Origin of the sequence: Nocardiopsis gilva YIM 90087, from assembly GCF_002263495.1 — a bacterium.
In the GTDB taxonomy this organism is placed as follows: Bacteria; Actinomycetota; Actinomycetes; order Streptosporangiales; family Streptosporangiaceae; genus Nocardiopsis_C; species Nocardiopsis_C gilva.
The window spans coordinates 885,510-900,733 of the sequence record NZ_CP022753.1; the positions used below are offsets into that span (position 1 = coordinate 885,510).

At 63.8% G+C, this 15,224-nt stretch carries 8 protein-coding genes and 3 rRNA genes; 9 read left to right on the forward strand and 2 right to left on the reverse strand.

Annotated elements, in window-relative coordinates; genetic code table 11:
* Positions 1-152: 152 nt before the first annotated feature.
* The 4 genes from CDO52_RS04310 (at position 153) to CDO52_RS04325 (ending at position 3,952) form a co-directional block, all read left to right on the forward strand.
* On the forward strand, positions 153-515 hold the full coding sequence (locus CDO52_RS04310; RefSeq protein WP_017620737.1) for a YkvA family protein: 363 nt from the start codon (positions 153-155) through the stop codon (positions 513-515).
* A gap of 185 nt (positions 516-700) precedes the next feature.
* Complete coding sequence (locus CDO52_RS04315) at positions 701-2,281, forward strand: ABC transporter substrate-binding protein (protein WP_026126176.1); 1,581 nt, start codon at positions 701-703, stop codon at positions 2,279-2,281.
* Between the two features lie 161 nt (positions 2,282-2,442).
* Positions 2,443-2,892: a VOC family protein gene (locus CDO52_RS04320; protein ID WP_017620739.1), complete on the forward strand. Its 450-nt coding sequence runs from the start codon at positions 2,443-2,445 to the stop codon at positions 2,890-2,892.
* Positions 2,819-3,952, forward strand: coding sequence for an ABC transporter permease (locus CDO52_RS04325; protein WP_394296734.1), 1,134 nt, complete (start codon positions 2,819-2,821; stop codon positions 3,950-3,952). Before CDO52_RS04320 ends, CDO52_RS04325 begins: the two co-directional genes overlap by 74 nt.
* On the opposite strand, the gene CDO52_RS04330 is transcribed toward CDO52_RS04325, so the two are convergent.
* Together CDO52_RS04330 and CDO52_RS04335 are read right to left on the reverse strand one after the other, a co-directional pair.
* Positions 3,938-5,161, reverse strand: a complete 1,224-nt coding sequence (locus CDO52_RS04330; RefSeq protein WP_051060888.1) for an NAD(P)/FAD-dependent oxidoreductase — start codon at positions 5,159-5,161, stop codon at positions 3,938-3,940. The genes CDO52_RS04325 and CDO52_RS04330 overlap by 15 nt on opposite strands.
* A gap of 193 nt (positions 5,162-5,354) precedes the next feature.
* Positions 5,355-6,323 carry an RNA polymerase sigma-70 factor gene (locus CDO52_RS04335; protein ID WP_232524381.1) on the reverse strand — a complete coding sequence of 323 codons (969 nt, stop codon included), beginning with the start codon at positions 6,321-6,323 and terminating at the stop codon, positions 5,355-5,357.
* 611 nt (positions 6,324-6,934) lie between these two features.
* On the opposite strand from CDO52_RS04335, the gene CDO52_RS04340 reads away from it, so the two are divergent.
* The 5 genes from CDO52_RS04340 to CDO52_RS04355 all read left to right on the forward strand — a co-directional run bounded on the left by CDO52_RS04340 (position 6,935) and on the right by CDO52_RS04355 (position 15,221).
* Positions 6,935-8,467, forward strand: a 16S ribosomal RNA gene (locus tag CDO52_RS04340).
* 398 nt (positions 8,468-8,865) lie between these two features.
* Positions 8,866-11,953 (forward strand): 23S ribosomal RNA (locus CDO52_RS04345).
* Positions 11,954-12,123: 170 nt separating this feature from the next.
* A 5S ribosomal RNA gene (rrf, locus tag CDO52_RS04350) occupies positions 12,124-12,241 on the forward strand.
* Together the 16S, 23S and 5S rRNA genes form the textbook arrangement of a ribosomal RNA operon.
* A gap of 606 nt (positions 12,242-12,847) precedes the next feature.
* Positions 12,848-13,009: a hypothetical protein gene (locus tag CDO52_RS27170; RefSeq protein WP_017621325.1), complete on the forward strand. Its 162-nt coding sequence runs from the start codon at positions 12,848-12,850 to the stop codon at positions 13,007-13,009.
* Between the two features lie 145 nt (positions 13,010-13,154).
* Positions 13,155-15,221 (forward strand): PatA/PatG family cyanobactin maturation protease, encoded by a 2,067-nt coding sequence (locus CDO52_RS04355; RefSeq protein ID WP_033302031.1) that lies wholly within the window; start codon positions 13,155-13,157, stop codon positions 15,219-15,221.
* Positions 15,222-15,224: the final 3 nt, after the last annotated feature.

The window sequence follows — 15,224 nt, forward strand, 5'->3', positions numbered from 1 at the left end:
CGGATTCCTCGGGTCGGGAGGGCTGGATTTCCACCACAACCTAGCGGTTCGCGGCCGCGATCGAGGGAACATCTTGCCGTGGAGTCGCGTCATATCTTGAAAGCCGACCCGATTCGCCTGGGGCGACATCGACGATCTTTGAGGTGAGGCCTGTGCGCAAGAGCAATCGCGCCGCCGCCGGTGCTGCCGCGTGGCAGATGGTGCACGATGGGACGAAGCCGGGGAAGCCATCCGTGTTCGCGCGCGCCGGAGCGGTCCCGCGCATGCTGGGGAACCGGGTTCGCGGCCAGTACACCGAACTCCCCGCGTCGCGACTGGTGATGTTCCTGGTCGCGATCGCCTACATCGTGTCCCCGGTCGACCTCGTGCCGGAACTGCTCATCCCGATCCTCGGCTTCGCCGACGACATCGGCGTCGTCATCTGGCTCACGTCGAGCCTGCTGGGGGAGACCGAGCGCTACCTGGAGTGGGAGCAGCGTTCGACGCCCTATGTCCAGGGCCGTGTCGTGGACTGACCCCCTTCTCTCTCCCTCCTGTTCCTCCCTCGGCTCTTCGCGTCCGCTCCACGTTCGTTCGGGACAGGCCCCGCCACCAGGCGGGACCTGTCCCCTATCACCCGCTTCCCGGCCTCGCCGTCGGCGCCGCGACCCCACACGCGTATGGTTTCTAGTTGCAAATCATTCGCAACTAGTGGGGAAACATGAAGAGGTCCCGATCTCTCCTCGCCGTGGGCGCGTCCGTCGTGCTCCTCACCACCGCGTGTGCCGGTGGCGGCACCCAGGACGGTGCCGGGAGCGACACGCTCACCTACGCCCTGGGCGACGAACCCGACGTGCTCAACCCCGCCCTGGTCGACGAGCACCTCGACCCCGTCACGGAGATGGTCTTCCGCGGCCTCACCGGGCATGACGCGGACAACAAGATCGTCCCGGCACTGGCCGAGAGCTGGAAGATCAGCGACGACGAGCGGACCTACACCTTCTCCCTGCGCGACCGGGTGACCTGGCACGACGGTGAGCCCTTCACCGCCGACGACGTCGTCTTCACCATCGAGGGCATCCGCGACGGCGACTTTGTCACCAGCAACAAGTTCGCCGACGTCAAGGACGTCACCGCCGATGACGACCACACCGTCACCATCAAGCTCAGCGAGCCGGCGCCCGCCCTGCTGGACACGCTGGCCAACGGGATCCTGCCCGAACACATCCTCGCCAAGACCGGGATCGACGACCCGGACTTCAACGAGCACCCCATCGGTACCGGCCCGTTCAAGCTCGACACCTGGAAGCACGACGAGTACGCGACGCTCAGCGCGTTCGACGACTACTACGACGGTGCCCCGGGACTCGACGGCATCACCATCTCCTACGTTCCCGACGCGGCGACGCGGCTCATCAAGCTGAAGAACGGGGAGGTGGACGCCGCCTACCTCGAACCCCAGCAGGCCAAGGAGTTCGACGGTGACGGAGGCGATGGGGGCGACAACGGCACCGAGGTGAAGGTGTGGCCCACCGCCGACTACCGGGCGGTCATGTTCAACATGACCGATGACCGGTTCAAGGACCCGGCGATCCGCCAGGCGATGAACTACGCCGTCGACCGCGACGCGATCATCAAGAGCGTGCAGCACGGGTACGGCTCCCCGGCCACCGGGCCGCTCGACAAGAGCCCCTTCCACGCGGACGTCGCCGACTACACCTTCGACCCGAAGCGGGTCGAGAAGATCATGACCGATGCCGGATACGAGAAGAACGACGACGGCATCTGGGCCAAGGACGACAAGCCCGTCGAGTTCGACCTCACCACCTTCGCCGAGGACGGCCTGCGCGCCTCCATGATCGAGGTGCTCGCGACCCAGCTGCGCGAGCAGGGCTTCGACGTGACCGCGAAGCCGGAGCCGCAGGATTCGGTGAAGTGGGACAAGCTGGAGACCTTCCTCATCGGGTGGGGCACGCCCTACGACCCGGACGGCGCGCTCTACGGCCCGTTCCACTCCAGTGAGTCGCTGGCCAAGGGAGGCTCCAACTACGGCAGCTACGCCAACGACGACGCGGACAAAGCCCTGGAAGAGGGCCGTAGCACCAGCGACGAGAAGACGCGGAAGAAGGCCTACACCGACTTCCAGAAGGCCCTCGTCGAGGACCCCCCGTTCGTCTTCGTCTCCTACCTGGAGGCGGTCAACGCCGTCCCGTCGAACCTCGAGGGTCTACAGGAGCGCACGCTCGCCCACCACGGCTACGGGTTCTTCTGGAATGTTGAAGACTGGTCGTTCGCGAAGTAGCCACCTCCGCCCAGTCCGACCCGTGCAGGGGCCGGGCCGGACGCGCGGCGGGCCCGCCGGGGTAGGGCAGGGTCTCCCGTAGCGACTCGGGCCCCGGGGTTCGTGGGTCGCGCACAGCGGGACCCACGAACCCCGGGGCCCCTCAAGGAGATGATCACCGGATGGCCCACCTCGGTCTGGTCACCATCGTCGTCCGGGAGTACGACGAGGCCATCGACTTCTACGTCGGCAAACTCGGATTCGAACTGGTCGAGGACACCCGACTCGACGACGACTACGAAGGCAAGCGGTGGGTGGTCGTCGCCCCGAGAACCACGGAATGTGCAAACGCAGCGGAGGCAGGAAGGCCGACGAGTGCGCCGCCGCACGCCGGACTGCTGCTCGCCCGCGCGGTGACCCCGGAGCAGCGGGCGCGGATCGGCGACCAGACCGGCGGACGCGTCGGCCTGTTCCTGTACACCGACGACTTCGACGCCGACCACGCCCGCATGCGCGCGGCCGGAGTCGACTTCGCGGAGGAGCCGCGGCACGAGCGCTATGGCACGGTCGCCGTCTTCCGGGACCTTTACGGCAACCGCTGGGACCTCATCCAGCGGCGAGACGAGGGGTGACGGATCCGGCCACCCGCATCTCCTCGCTCACCCATCCCACACCCACAGGAGGACCACCATCACCCGGTTCATCGTCCGGCGGATCACCGCGGCGGTCATGGTCACCGCCGTGCTGTCGGTGGTCTGTTTCCTCCTCCTGGACCTCGCCCCCGGTGACCCCGCGCGGCACGTGCTGGAAGCCCGGTCGGGCGGGCGGCCGGTGGGCGAAGCCGCCATCGCGGTGCAGCGGGAGGCCATGGGCCTCAACGAGCCGATGCCGGTGCGCTACGCCGAGTGGGTCGGCGGGGTTCTCCACGGCGACCTCGGCTTCTCCTACATGACCGGCCGTCCCGTGGCCGACGCGATCGCCGACGCCCTTCCCTGGACGCTCCTGCTGGCCGCCGTGGCTACCGTCTTCAGCCTGATCGGAGCGATCGCGATCGGCCTGGTCGCCGGTCTCACCCGGAGCACCGCGCTGCGCCGCGCGATCCAGCTCGCCATGTTCGCACTGGGCGGTATGCCCGGGTTCGTCGGTGCGCTGCTGCTCTTGTTCGTGTTCTCCGTCTGGCTGGGCTGGTTCCCCTCGGGCGGACTGGGGCAGCCGGGGCAGCCGCTCACGCCGGCCATCGTGGCGTCCTCGGTGACGCTGCCCGCCCTGGCACTGACGTTCGGGCACCACTTCGGCGTCTACGTCCGACTGGTGGAGACGGGCGTCGCGCGGGTGCGCGGGTCCACACACGTCCTCAACGCCGAGGCGCGCGGCCTGCCGCCATGGACGGTGCGGACCCGGCACATCCTCCGGCCGGGGCTGGTTCCGTTCGCCGCTCGGTTCGGCACCGGCGTCGCCCAACTGCTGGCCGGCGCTTACGCGATCGAACTCATCTACGCGTGGCCCGGCATGGGGCGGCTGGCACTGGAAGCGGCGCAGACGCAGGACTACCCGGTGCTGCTCGCCGTTGTACTGATCACCGGTGCGATCGTGGTCACCGCCAACCTCATCGGCGAGATCGCCACCGCGCGACTGGACCCCAGGATCCGACTCACGCGTGATGATCCTCGGGCGCGGTCAGGGGCGTCGTAGAACGGGTCCCGCCTCCTGCTCCCGCCCCTGCGCGTGATCAGGCAGCTCCCGTCGACGAGGCGGCGCCAGGTAGAGCCCGGGGTAACGCATCACCCGCACGGAACCGCGCACGACGGCCTCCTTCCAACGGGCGGCGGTTCGGCCGGTCAGGATGGCGCGGTGGGGGGAGTCGTCAGGACGCACGAACTGGATGAGACCGTCCCGGCGGCCGAGGCTGATGTTCTGCGCGGCGTACCGGAAACGGAACGGATGCGGATCACGCCCTGTGATGCGGGCGGCGATCGCATCGGCGGCCTGCCACCCCATCGGAACACCGGTCCCACAGGCCATGCGGAGCTGCTGGGACGCGAGTCGACCTGGACCGCGGGCCAGGGCCGCGTCGCCGACTGCGTACACATTCGGGTGGGAGTGCGAACGCATCGTCTGGTCCACGAGGATGCGTCCATCGTGATCGACGGCGAGTCCGGACTCGCGGGCAAGGGCGGGGACCCGGAAACCCGTGGTCCAGACGGTGGCGTCGAGCGGCACCGCGTCGCCCCGCGTCGTCATCAGGCGGTCCTGTTGGACCTCCGTGACGGGGGAGTCCGCCCGAACATCGATGTCCAACCGCCGGAACACGCGGCGGAGATGCCGCTGAGCGGCGAGGGACAGGCCGTCTCCCGGCGCGTCGGTGGACAGCAGCCGTACGCGGAGACGTGGATAGGTCTCGGCCAGTTCGGTCGCGGCCTCGATGCCGGTCAATCCGGCGCCCACCACCCCGAGGACGCCTCCGGCGGCGCCGAGGTCCGCTGCCCGGTGATGAAGTGCGGCAGCGCCCTCGGTGTCGGAGACGCTGAACGCGTGTTCTGCGACGCCCGGAACGACGTCGAGATCGGCCATGCTGCCGAGCGCGTACACGAGCGTGTCGTATTCGAGGCTCAGCTCGTCTCGGGATTCGCCGGTCACGCGCACGTGCCGCCGCTCCGGGTCGACGGAGGCCACCCGTCCGACGATGAGCTGAACACCGGTTCCGTCCAGCAGTTTTCGCAGGGGGAGGTCGGCAAGCCGCTGACCGGTGGCGAGCTGGTGGAGCCGCACGCGTTCCACGAAATGGGGATTCGCGTTGACCAGGGTCACGCGTGCGTCATGCGGGTGGAGTCGGCGGGCTAGCCGGGCAGTGGTCGTGAGACCCGCGTAACCGGCGCCCAGTACGAGGATGCGGTGCGTCACTGACGTCCCCTTCCCTTTCCCTTTTCCCTTCGGAAGCCCTGGACGGCGAGGCGGATGTGCGGTGCTTGGCGACACCGCCCGCCGTGATGGCATCTCCTGAACCGGGGAGAGGACCGATCCATGACAGGAACTGGGTGTGTCCCCCGTCACACGTGCGCGGGTAGACGGGTGGGGAGGGGGAGAGACCAGCCTTTCAGCGAGGCGTGGTGGGCCAGAGAAGCACGCCCGCGTGGGAACGGGACAGCTGAGCGCCGATGAACGCAAGCTTGTCGGGGTTGACGATGGTGCGGATGGCTGCGATGCGGTCGTCGTGAAGCTCAAGGACCGCCACAGCAAGCGGTCCGCTGTCGACCGTGACCAGGAGCGCCGGTTCTCCGTTGACCTCCGCAGCGCAAATCTCCAGGCCGGGCCCGAAGCGTTCTTCCACGATGGCGTCGATCTGTCGGAACAGTCCGTGGAGGTAACGCGCCACCCTGGTGCTGCCGAAGATGGGGCGCCGTGCGGCCCCGATCTTGCCACCGCCATCCGCCCACGCGGTGACATCGTCGGCCAGCAGTCGTTCAAGGCCGGTGAGGTCACCGCTGTGTGCGGCCGCGAAGAACAGCTCGGCGATCCGGTTCCGCTGCTCGTGGGGTGTCTCGGAGACCGGCCGATGGCCCTGCTCGTCATGCAGCTTCTGCCTGGCCCGGCGATTGAGCTGCTGGCAGTTCGCCTCGCTGAGATCCAGGACCTCAGCGATCTCACGGTGGCGGTACGCGAATGCTTCGCGAAGTACGAAGACCGCCCGTTCGGCGGGCGTGAGCCGTTCGAGCAGGACCAGCAACGCCATGGATACGGACTCACGCTGCTCGACGGTTTCCAGGGGACCGAGCGACGAGTCTGGGGTTAGCACTGGCTCAGGAAGCCACGGCCCCACGTACGCCTCCCGACGCGCGCGGGCAGCGGTCAGACGGTTGAGACAGAGGTTGGTAAGGACCTTGGTCAGCCAGGCCGCAGGCGTGGTGATGAGGTTGCGATCCGTGTCGCTCCAACGCAGGTACGTGTCCTGCACGGCGTCCTCGGCCTCGGTCGCAGAGCCGAGAAGACGATAGGCGACAGCGAAGAGCCGAGGCCGGTGGGACTCGAACTCCGAAACGTGCTCTCCGTCCAACGGTGCTGACACATCGCCGAGCCTAGATGCAGGACTGACGCGGGGGTGTCCCGGGTCACGCCTCCCCAAGTTGGTGTTCCCGGAGTAGAGGGCTATAGTTGTCCGAGTCGCCTTGAAGCAGCCGGTTCGCCCGGCCCTCGGGGCGGCGGTCTTCTCTCCGGCCGCACCTTGGTCTTGTCCGATGGTGGTGGCCGCGTCTGCAGGGTCCGAAGCTCAGAGTCTGGCTGGCATACATCAGTGTGCCGGGCGGGTTTTGCTGTGGGGATTCTGTGCGGCGATTTTTCAGGGAAGCTTTCACGAAAATCCGCCGGTTTGGCGGGTTGCGGAAGCCCTGATAAAGTGGAGACACAACAAAGCGGAACGCACCGCCTCAACAGAAAAGCCAGACCAGGCAAATGACAGGTCGGCTCGTATGGGATGAGCGGTTGTTTCTTGAGAACTCAACAGCGCGTGTTTGTTTTTCTTTCAGCCAAGTTTGTTTTGGCCCTTTTGAGCACACGGAACCCTTGGTGGTTGCGGGTGCTCGGGTTCCTTTGATTGGCCATGATGCGAGTCATGGTCGGTCAGGGTTATCTCTTCCAGGTTTACCCGCCATGCTTCGGCACGGTTGGGTTGTTTGGCCTTTGATGGAGAGTTTGATCCTGGCTCAGGACGAACGCTGGCGGCGTGCTTAACACATGCAAGTCGAGCGGTAAGGCCCTTCGGGGTACACGAGCGGCGAACGGGTGAGTAACACGTGAGCAACCTGCCCCTGACTCTGGATAAGCCGTGGAAACGCGGTCTAATACCGGATACGACACCCTGCCGCATGGCGGGGTGTGGAAAGTACTTGTCGGTTGGGGATGGGCTCGCGGCCTATCAGCTTGTTGGTGGGGTGAAGGCCTACCAAGGCGATTACGGGTAGCCGGCCTGAGAGGGCGACCGGCCACACTGGGACTGAGACACGGCCCAGACTCCTGCGGGAGGCAGCAGTGGGGAATCTTGCGCAATGGGCGAAAGCCTGACGCAGCGACGCCGCGTGGGGGATGACGGCCTTCGGGTTGTAAACCTCTTTTACCACTCACGCAGGCCTCAAGTTTTCTTGGGGTTGACGGTAGGTGGGGAATAAGGACCGGCTAACTACGTGCCAGCAGCCGCGGTAATACGTAGGGTCCGAGCGTTGTCCGGAATTATTGGGCGTAAAGAGCTCGTAGGCGGTGTGTCGCGTCTGCTGTGAAAGGCTGGGGCTTAACCCTGGTTTTGCAGTGGATACGGGCATGCTAGAGGTAGGTAGGGGAGACTGGAATTCCTGGTGTAGCGGTGAAATGCGCAGATATCAGGAGGAACACCGGTGGCGAAGGCGGGTCTCTGGGCCTTACCTGACGCTGAGGAGCGAAAGCGTGGGAGCGAACAGGATTAGATACCCTGGTAGTCCACGCCGTAAACGTTGGGCGCTAGGTGTGGGGGCTTTCCACGGTTCCCGTGCCGTAGCTAACGCATTAAGCGCCCCGCCTGGGGAGTACGGCCGCAAGGCTAAAACTCAAAGGAATTGACGGGGGCCCGCACAAGCGGCGGAGCATGTTGCTTAATTCGACGCAACGCGAAGAACCTTACCAAGGTTTGACATCACCGGTAAACCATCGGAGACGGTGGGTCCTTTTGGGATCGGTGACAGGTGGTGCATGGCTGTCGTCAGCTCGTGTCGTGAGATGTTGGGTTAAGTCCCGCAACGAGCGCAACCCTTGTTCCATGTTGCCAGCACGTGATGGTGGGGACTCATGGGAGACTGCCGGGGTCAACTCGGAGGAAGGTGGGGATGACGTCAAGTCATCATGCCCCTTATGTCTTGGGCTGCAAACATGCTACAATGGCCGGTACAGTGGGCGTGCGATGCCGTGAGGTGGAGCGAATCCCTAAAAGCCGGTCTCAGTTCGGATTGGGGTCTGCAACTCGACCCCATGAAGGTGGAGTCGCTAGTAATCGCGGATCAGCAGTGCCGCGGTGAATACGTTCCCGGGCCTTGTACACACCGCCCGTCACGTCATGAAAGTCGGCAACACCCGAAACCTGCGGCCTAACCAGCTTGCTGGGGGGAGTGGGTGAAGGTGGGGCTGGCGATTGGGACGAAGTCGTAACAAGGTAGCCGTACCGGAAGGTGCGGCTGGATCACCTCCTTTCTAAGGAGTCTTATGGGCTGGTCGTGACATCGGCTGTTGTGGTCGGTGGCGGTCGGCGGACTCGAAAGTGGACCCAGGAGCAGGGTTTAGGCCTCGGTCTGGACCTGGCGCTGCTGGGATGGCTGAACTGAGAGACGAACTTCTGCACCTCGTCCTGGAAGACGGGGTGCGGGCGCGCTGTTGGGTGTCTGAGGATGCAACCGCTGGTTGTGTTCCTGCGTGCCACCCTGACGAAGACCCGCGTGGTCGCCTCGTCTCGCTGGTGCTGGTCGGCTGTTTCTCGGTTGGCTGGTGGTGCAGCGGGTGAGGGGTTTGATCGCAGTGTGCGGTGTTGTGGTTGGGTGTGTGGCTGGTGTTTTGATTCGTGGATAGTGTGCGCGAGCATCTTGTATCTGTGGTGGCCAAGTTAGTGTGGCATACGGTGGATGCCTTGGCACCAGGCGCCGATGAAGGACGTGGGAGGCCGCGATAGGCCGCGGGGAGCTGTCAACCGAGCTGTGATCCGTGGGTGTCCGAATGGGGGAACCTAGCCCGAGTTGTGTCGGGTTGCCGCCGTCTGAATGTATAGGGCGGTTGGTGGTGACGCGGGGAAGTGAAACATCTCAGTACCCGTAGGAAGAGAAAACAACAGTGATTCCCTGAGTAGTGGTGAGCGAAAGGGGATGGTGGCTAAACCGTGCGCGTGTGATAGACGGCAGTTGTTGCGTGTGCGGGGTTGTGGGATGTGCATGTTCGGGCCTGCCGGCCCGGAGCGCTGATGGTTGTTCTAGCCGAAGCCGTTGGGAAGCGGTACCGGAGTGGGTGAGAGTCCCGTAGGTGAAGGAACAGCCTAGGCGTTTGCATTCTCCCGAGTAGCGCGGAGCCCGAGGAATTCCGTGTGAATCTGGCAGGACCACCTGTCAAGCCTGAATACGTCCTGGTGACCGATAGTGCACAAGTACCGTGAGGGAAAGGTGAAAAGTGCCCCGGTGAGGGGTCGTGAAATAGTACCTGAAACCGTGTGCTGTCAAGCCGTCAGAGCTCCTGCTTGCAGGGGTGATGGCGTGCCTTTTGAAGAATGAGCCTGCGAGTTATGGTGTGTGGCGAGGTTAACCCGGGTGGGGTAGCCGTAGCGAAAGCGAGTCTGAAGAGGGCGAACATAGTCGCATGCTGTAGACCCGAAGCGGGGTGATCTACCCATGGCCAGGGTGAAGCGGCTGTAAGAGGTCGTGGAGGCCCGAACCCACCAGGGTTGAAAACCTGGGGGATGAGCTGTGGGTAGGGGTGAAAGGCCAATCAAACTCCGTGATAGCTGGTTCTCCCCGAAATGCATTTAGGTGCAGCGTCGTGTGTTGCTTGCCGGAGGTAGAGCGACTGGTTGGCTGATGGGCCCGACAAGGTTACTGAGGTCAGCTAAACTCCGAATGCCGGTTTAAGTTATAGCGCGGCAGTGAGACTGCGGGGGATAAGCTTCGTAGTCGAGAGGGAAACAGCCCAGATCATCAGCTAAGGCCCCTAAGCGTGTGCTAAGTGGGAAAGGTTGTGGAGTTGCTGAGACAACCAGGAGGTTGGCTTAGAAGCAGCCATCCTTTAAAGAGTGCGTAATAGCTCACTGGTCAAGTGATTCTGCGCCGATAATGTAGCGGGGCTGAAGCACACCGCCGAAGCTGTGAAGCCCGGGCTTAGGTCCGGGTTGGTAGGGGAGCGTCGTGCGTCCGGTGAAGCCTCGGGTGACCTAGGGGTGGAGGGTGTGCGAGTGAGAATGCAGGCATGAGTAGCGAAACACACGTGAGAAACGTGTGCGCCGATTGACTAAGGGTTCCTGGGCAGGTTAATCCGCCCAGGGTGAGTCGGGGCCTAAGGCGAGGCCGACAGGCGTAGTCGATGGATAACGGGTTGATATTCCCGTACCCGTTCACACGCGCCCAGTACCGAGTCCTTTGATGCTAACCACCACTGAAGCGGTGGTGTGCCTTCGGGTGCGCTGTCGTGGAGGCGTGGGACCCAGGAGGGTAGTAGGTAAGTGATGGGTGACGCAGGAGGGTAGCTCTACCGGGCGGTGGTTGTCCCGGATAAGCGTGTAGCCCGAGAGATAGGCAAATCCGTCTCTCGTTACATGGGTGAGGCGTGATGTCGAGCCGTTTGTGGTGAAGTGAGTGATCCCGTGCTGTCGAGAAAAGCCTCTAGCGAGTGTGTGGGCGGCCCGTACCCGAAACCGACGCAGGTGGTCTGGTAGAGAATACCGAGGCGTTCGGGTGAACCATGGTTAAGGAACTCGGCAAATTGTCCCGTAACTTTGGGAGAAGGGGAGCCCTGTCTGGTGATGGCCTTTGCGGTCTGAGCTGGGTGGGGTCGCAGATACCAGGGGGAAGCGACTGTTTATTAAAAACACAGGTCCGTGCGAAGTCGTAAGACGCGGTATACGGACTGACGCCTGCCCGGTGCTGGAACGTTAAGAGGACCGGTTAGACGCGTTTACGTGTCGAGGCTGGGAATCTAAGCGCCAGTAAACGGCGGTGGTAACTATAACCATCCTAAGGTAGCGAAATTCCTTGTCGGGTAAGTTCCGACCTGCACGAATGGCGTAACGACTTCCCCGCTGTCTCAACCATGGGCCCGGTGAAATTGCACTACGAGTAAAGATGCTCGTTTCGCGCAGCAGGACGGAAAGACCCCGGACCTTCACTATAGCTTGACATTGGTGTTTGGGATGGTTTGTGTAGGATAGGTGGGAGCCGGTGAAGCCGCCACGCTAGTGGTGGTGGAGGCGTTGGTGAAATACCACTCTGGCTGTTTCGGGCATCTAACCCGCACCCGTGATCCGGGTGGGGGACAGTGTCTGGTGGGTAGTTTAACTGGGCGGTTGCCTCCTAAAGGGTAACGGAGGCGCCCAAAGGTTCCCTCGGCCTGGTTGGCAATCAGGTGGTGAGTGTAAGTGCACAAGGGAGCTTGACTGTGAGACGGACGTGTCGAGCAGGTGCGAAAGCAGGGACTAGTGATCCGGCACCGGCGTGTGGAAGCGGTGTCGCTCAACGGCTAAAAGGTACCCCGGGGATAACAGGCTGATCTTCCCCAAGAGTCCGTATCGACGGGATGGTTTGGCACCTCGATGTCGGCTCGTCGCATCCTGGGGCTGGAGTTGGTCCCAAGGGTTGGGCTGTTCGCCCATTAAAGCGGCACGCGAGCTGGGTTTAGAACGTCGTGAGACAGTTCGGTCCCTATCCGCTGTGCGCGTTGGAGACTTGAGAAGGGCTGTCCCTAGTACGAGAGGACCGGGACGGACGAACCTCTGGTGTGCCAGTTGTTCCGCCAGGAGCATGGCTGGTTGGCTACGTTCGGGAGGGATAACCGCTGAAAGCATCTAAGTGGGAAGCTTGCTTCGAGATGAGGTCTCCTGCCCCTAAGAGGGGTAAGGCTCCCAGTAGACGACTGGGTTGATAGGCCGGGTGTGGAAGCCTTGTGAGGGGTGGAGCTGACCGGTACTAATCGGCCGAGGGCTTGTCCACCGCAGATGGCTGGGTGCTCGCGCACACTATTTCATCACTCTTGAAGGTAGGGGTGGTGGAGCGTGATGATCGCACACGAATCGTTTTTGTTCTTTTTCATATGGTTGCCGCTCGTTGCGGCCCTTGGTTTTCCCGACACGGATCGTGTGGTTCGTGGTTTGGGGTTAGGGTTGCGGTGGTTTTTGCGAGGGGGTCACACCCGGTCTCATTTCGAACCCGGTCGTTAAGTTCCTCAGCGCCGATGGTACTGCCTCCATGGTGGGGGTGGGAGAGTAGGACGCCGCCGCGCATTTCTTGTGGAGGAGGGTTGCCCCTGTGGGGGTGGCCCTCCTCCTTTTTTATTGCCCGGGTTTGTGAACATGTGAATCAACGGCGTGCTGTGGGGGTGGCGTTCCCCTGCCTCCTGGCACCGCTTCACTCTAGGTTGACGTTGCAAGAGCCCAGTTCAGTCCGTGTCTGTGCGTCCGCATCGTGGTTGGCGAGGCAGTCAAGGATCGCGTCGGCTGTGGGTCAATTCGGATGACCAAAATCAACATATGACGAATGCCCAAATTGACTGGCTCAGTGTGATCAAAGAATCGCGCTTGAGTCGGACATCGAGCGATTTGTCGTGTCGTCCCATTACCGACTCTGAGAGTCATCCTGTCACGGGTGGTTTGAGAATCAGACGGCCCGGTTATGGTCGCTCGCGCCGGTGGAGTGTCGCGTTTTCGATTAACAACCACTGGCGTTGGATGCTCATTGAAGGAATGCCCAAGCGATTCCACGTTTTCTTTCTAGTGCGTCCGAAGTTAATCGAAGTGACTCTGGCGATGGTGACGAGTAGTCACCTCGATCCAACCTGGCCACCACGGGGCGTAAGGCGCACCTGTGGGGACAAAGAGGAGGTAGGAGAATGCAGGAAAAGATGCACCAGCCTGGGATGCCGTTGCTGGCTGACCCAGTGGAACGCAAGCTCAACACCACGGCCGCGTCGGCCGCCGACGGTGTCGACCAGTCAATCTTCGGCGGGATCACTTGGAAGGACATTCCGTTCGCTGGCGACAGCGACGAGTAGTCTGCTGCGATCCGTTGTGGACTTTTCGGCCTCGCCCGGCTTGCGAGGTCGATCGGGCCATGAATGCCAGCGCGGATATGTGATTTTTCCGCATAGTGCGGTCTGACCTTGGTATGAGCACACGAGTTCTGAGGAGTCGTAATTAATGGGGAAGCTGTCAATCATTCCCGGGCTCTCCGAGCTGTGGCGGCTGACCAAGGGTGACGACCGTGTAGGGGTGGCCGTGGTCGACGGCAGGGTCGGTGCCGGCCACCCCGCCTTCGCTGGGAGTGGGCTGGCCTCCGTGGAGGGTGTGTGGCCCAGCGACGGTGCGACGGGTGCGAAGGCGGCCCATGGCACGTCCGTGGCCGGAGTTCTCTTCGGTCAACACGACGGCCCCGTCCCAGGCGTGGCGCCAGGGTGCCGGAAGGTGAGCGTTCCGGCGTTCTCGGACCGGTGGGCGCGCACGTCACAGCTGGACCTTGCGCGCGGAATCGAGCTGGCGCTGGACGAAGGCGTGCACGTCATCAACATCAGCGGCGGACAGCTCGCCTCGGCCGAGGAAGCAGAGGACCCACTGGCGCGGGCGGTGCGCCGGTGCAAGGAGAGCAACGTCCTGGTCGTGGCAGCCGCCGGGAACGACGGCTGCTTCTGCGATCACGTGCCCGCGGCTCTGCCCTCGGTATTGGCGGTTGGCGCACTGGACGACGAGGGCCGTCCGCTGCCCAGCAGCAATTGGGGTCCGGGGAACACTCGCCAGGGCATTCTCGCCCCAGGCCAGAACATCCCGGTGCCAGTTCCCGGCGGAGGCGTGGCTCTGCAGACCGGGACCAGCCTGGCCGCGCCGGTCGTGTCGGGCGTGGCCGCCCTTCTGCTCAGCTTGCAGCTACGCGACGGTCGTGAACCCGACCCGCGGGCCATAGGCGAGCTTCTGATGACCACTGCTGATCCGTGCGACCTCGGCGACGCCGATGCCTGCGCACGTTTTCTGAACGGCAAACTCAACATCACGAAAGCGGTAACCACTGTGACCTCGAACGAGACAGACGTGTCCGTGGCTCACTCGCAAGCTGAGCCGGTGTCCCCGATCCCCGAGACCGCGACCGGCAGACCCGAGCAGGCGGTGCCCAGCTGTGACTGCGGGTGTGACCAAGCACCGGCCGCAGCCGCGACGGTCCCGACTGCCCAGGCTGCCCTGCAAGCTCCGACGGATCCTGCGGCGGCTCCTGCGACAACCCCTGCGGCGGGGTCAGCGGCGGTGACCCTGTCCTCACCGGCTCCGGCCCCCGTGCCATCTCCCGCGCCCGCGCCGCCCCCGGCTCCTACGCCACCGCCACAGGCCACGTCAACGGTGACGACGTCGTCAGACGACCCAGCGCGCGTGCCGGCCCAGCGTCTGGCGTATGCGCAGGGCGTACTGGGATACGACTTCGCTACTGAGGCGCGTCGTGACAGCTTCAAGCAGCTCATGGCGCCCGTCGAGGTTGGCGGTGCGCACGTCCCCGCCAACCCGTACGACCCCAACCACATGGTCGCTCACCTCAGGGAGAATCCCTCTGAGTCATCCGCGCTGATCTGGACGCTCAATCTCGACCTGACACCGATTTACGCCATCGAACCCAACGGCGGCTACACAGTCGGCGTGTACGAGCGTCTGGTGGATTTCCTATCCCGTCAGCTTGAGTGTGATGACGGGGCGAACTTCGTCGACCGCGTCTCGATCCCCGGTAAATTGCCCGGCCGTACGGTCAAGCTGTTCTCGGGTCAGGAAGTGCCCGTCGTGGAGGTCGAACTCAAGCGCGGCCTGTACGGGTGGTCGGTCACGAGCCTGGCCAACGCGGTCGCCGAGGCTGGAGCGGCTGGGGCCAAGAAGGGCAACCCGTCTGCGGACACACTGCGTGCGGCCGTCGCGGAGTTCCTCACCCGCGTCTACTACGATCTCCGCAATTTCGGGGCGACCTCGCGCGACCGCGCGCTGAACTTCGCCGCGACCAACGCGGTTCAGGCCCGCGACACTCTGGCTCAGGCACTGAGCCAAGGTCTGGCCCTGCAGGACATCGACGTCGAGAAGAGCCCGTTCGCCCGCCCCGACAGCGACTGCTGGGATGTGAAGCTGCGCTTCTTCGACCCCGAGAACAGCCGCCGCGCCAAGCGGGTGTACCGCTTCACCGTCGACGTCAAGGACGTCATGCCGGTGACCGTCGGCGACATCCGAAGCTGGCCTGAGAGCTGACCC

Coding starts and splice junctions, on each gene's coding strand:
- CDO52_RS04315 (WP_026126176.1), top strand. CDS start 701: ATGAAGAGGTCCCGATCTCTCCTCGCCGTGGGCGCGTCCGTCGTGCTC.
- CDO52_RS04320 (WP_017620739.1), top strand. CDS start 2,443: ATGGCCCACCTCGGTCTGGTCACCATCGTCGTCCGGGAGTACGACGAG.
- CDO52_RS04325 (WP_394296734.1), top strand. CDS start 2,819: ATGGCACGGTCGCCGTCTTCCGGGACCTTTACGGCAACCGCTGGGACC.
- CDO52_RS27170 (WP_017621325.1), top strand. CDS start 12,848: ATGCAGGAAAAGATGCACCAGCCTGGGATGCCGTTGCTGGCTGACCCA.
- CDO52_RS04355 (WP_033302031.1), top strand. CDS start 13,155: ATGGGGAAGCTGTCAATCATTCCCGGGCTCTCCGAGCTGTGGCGGCTG.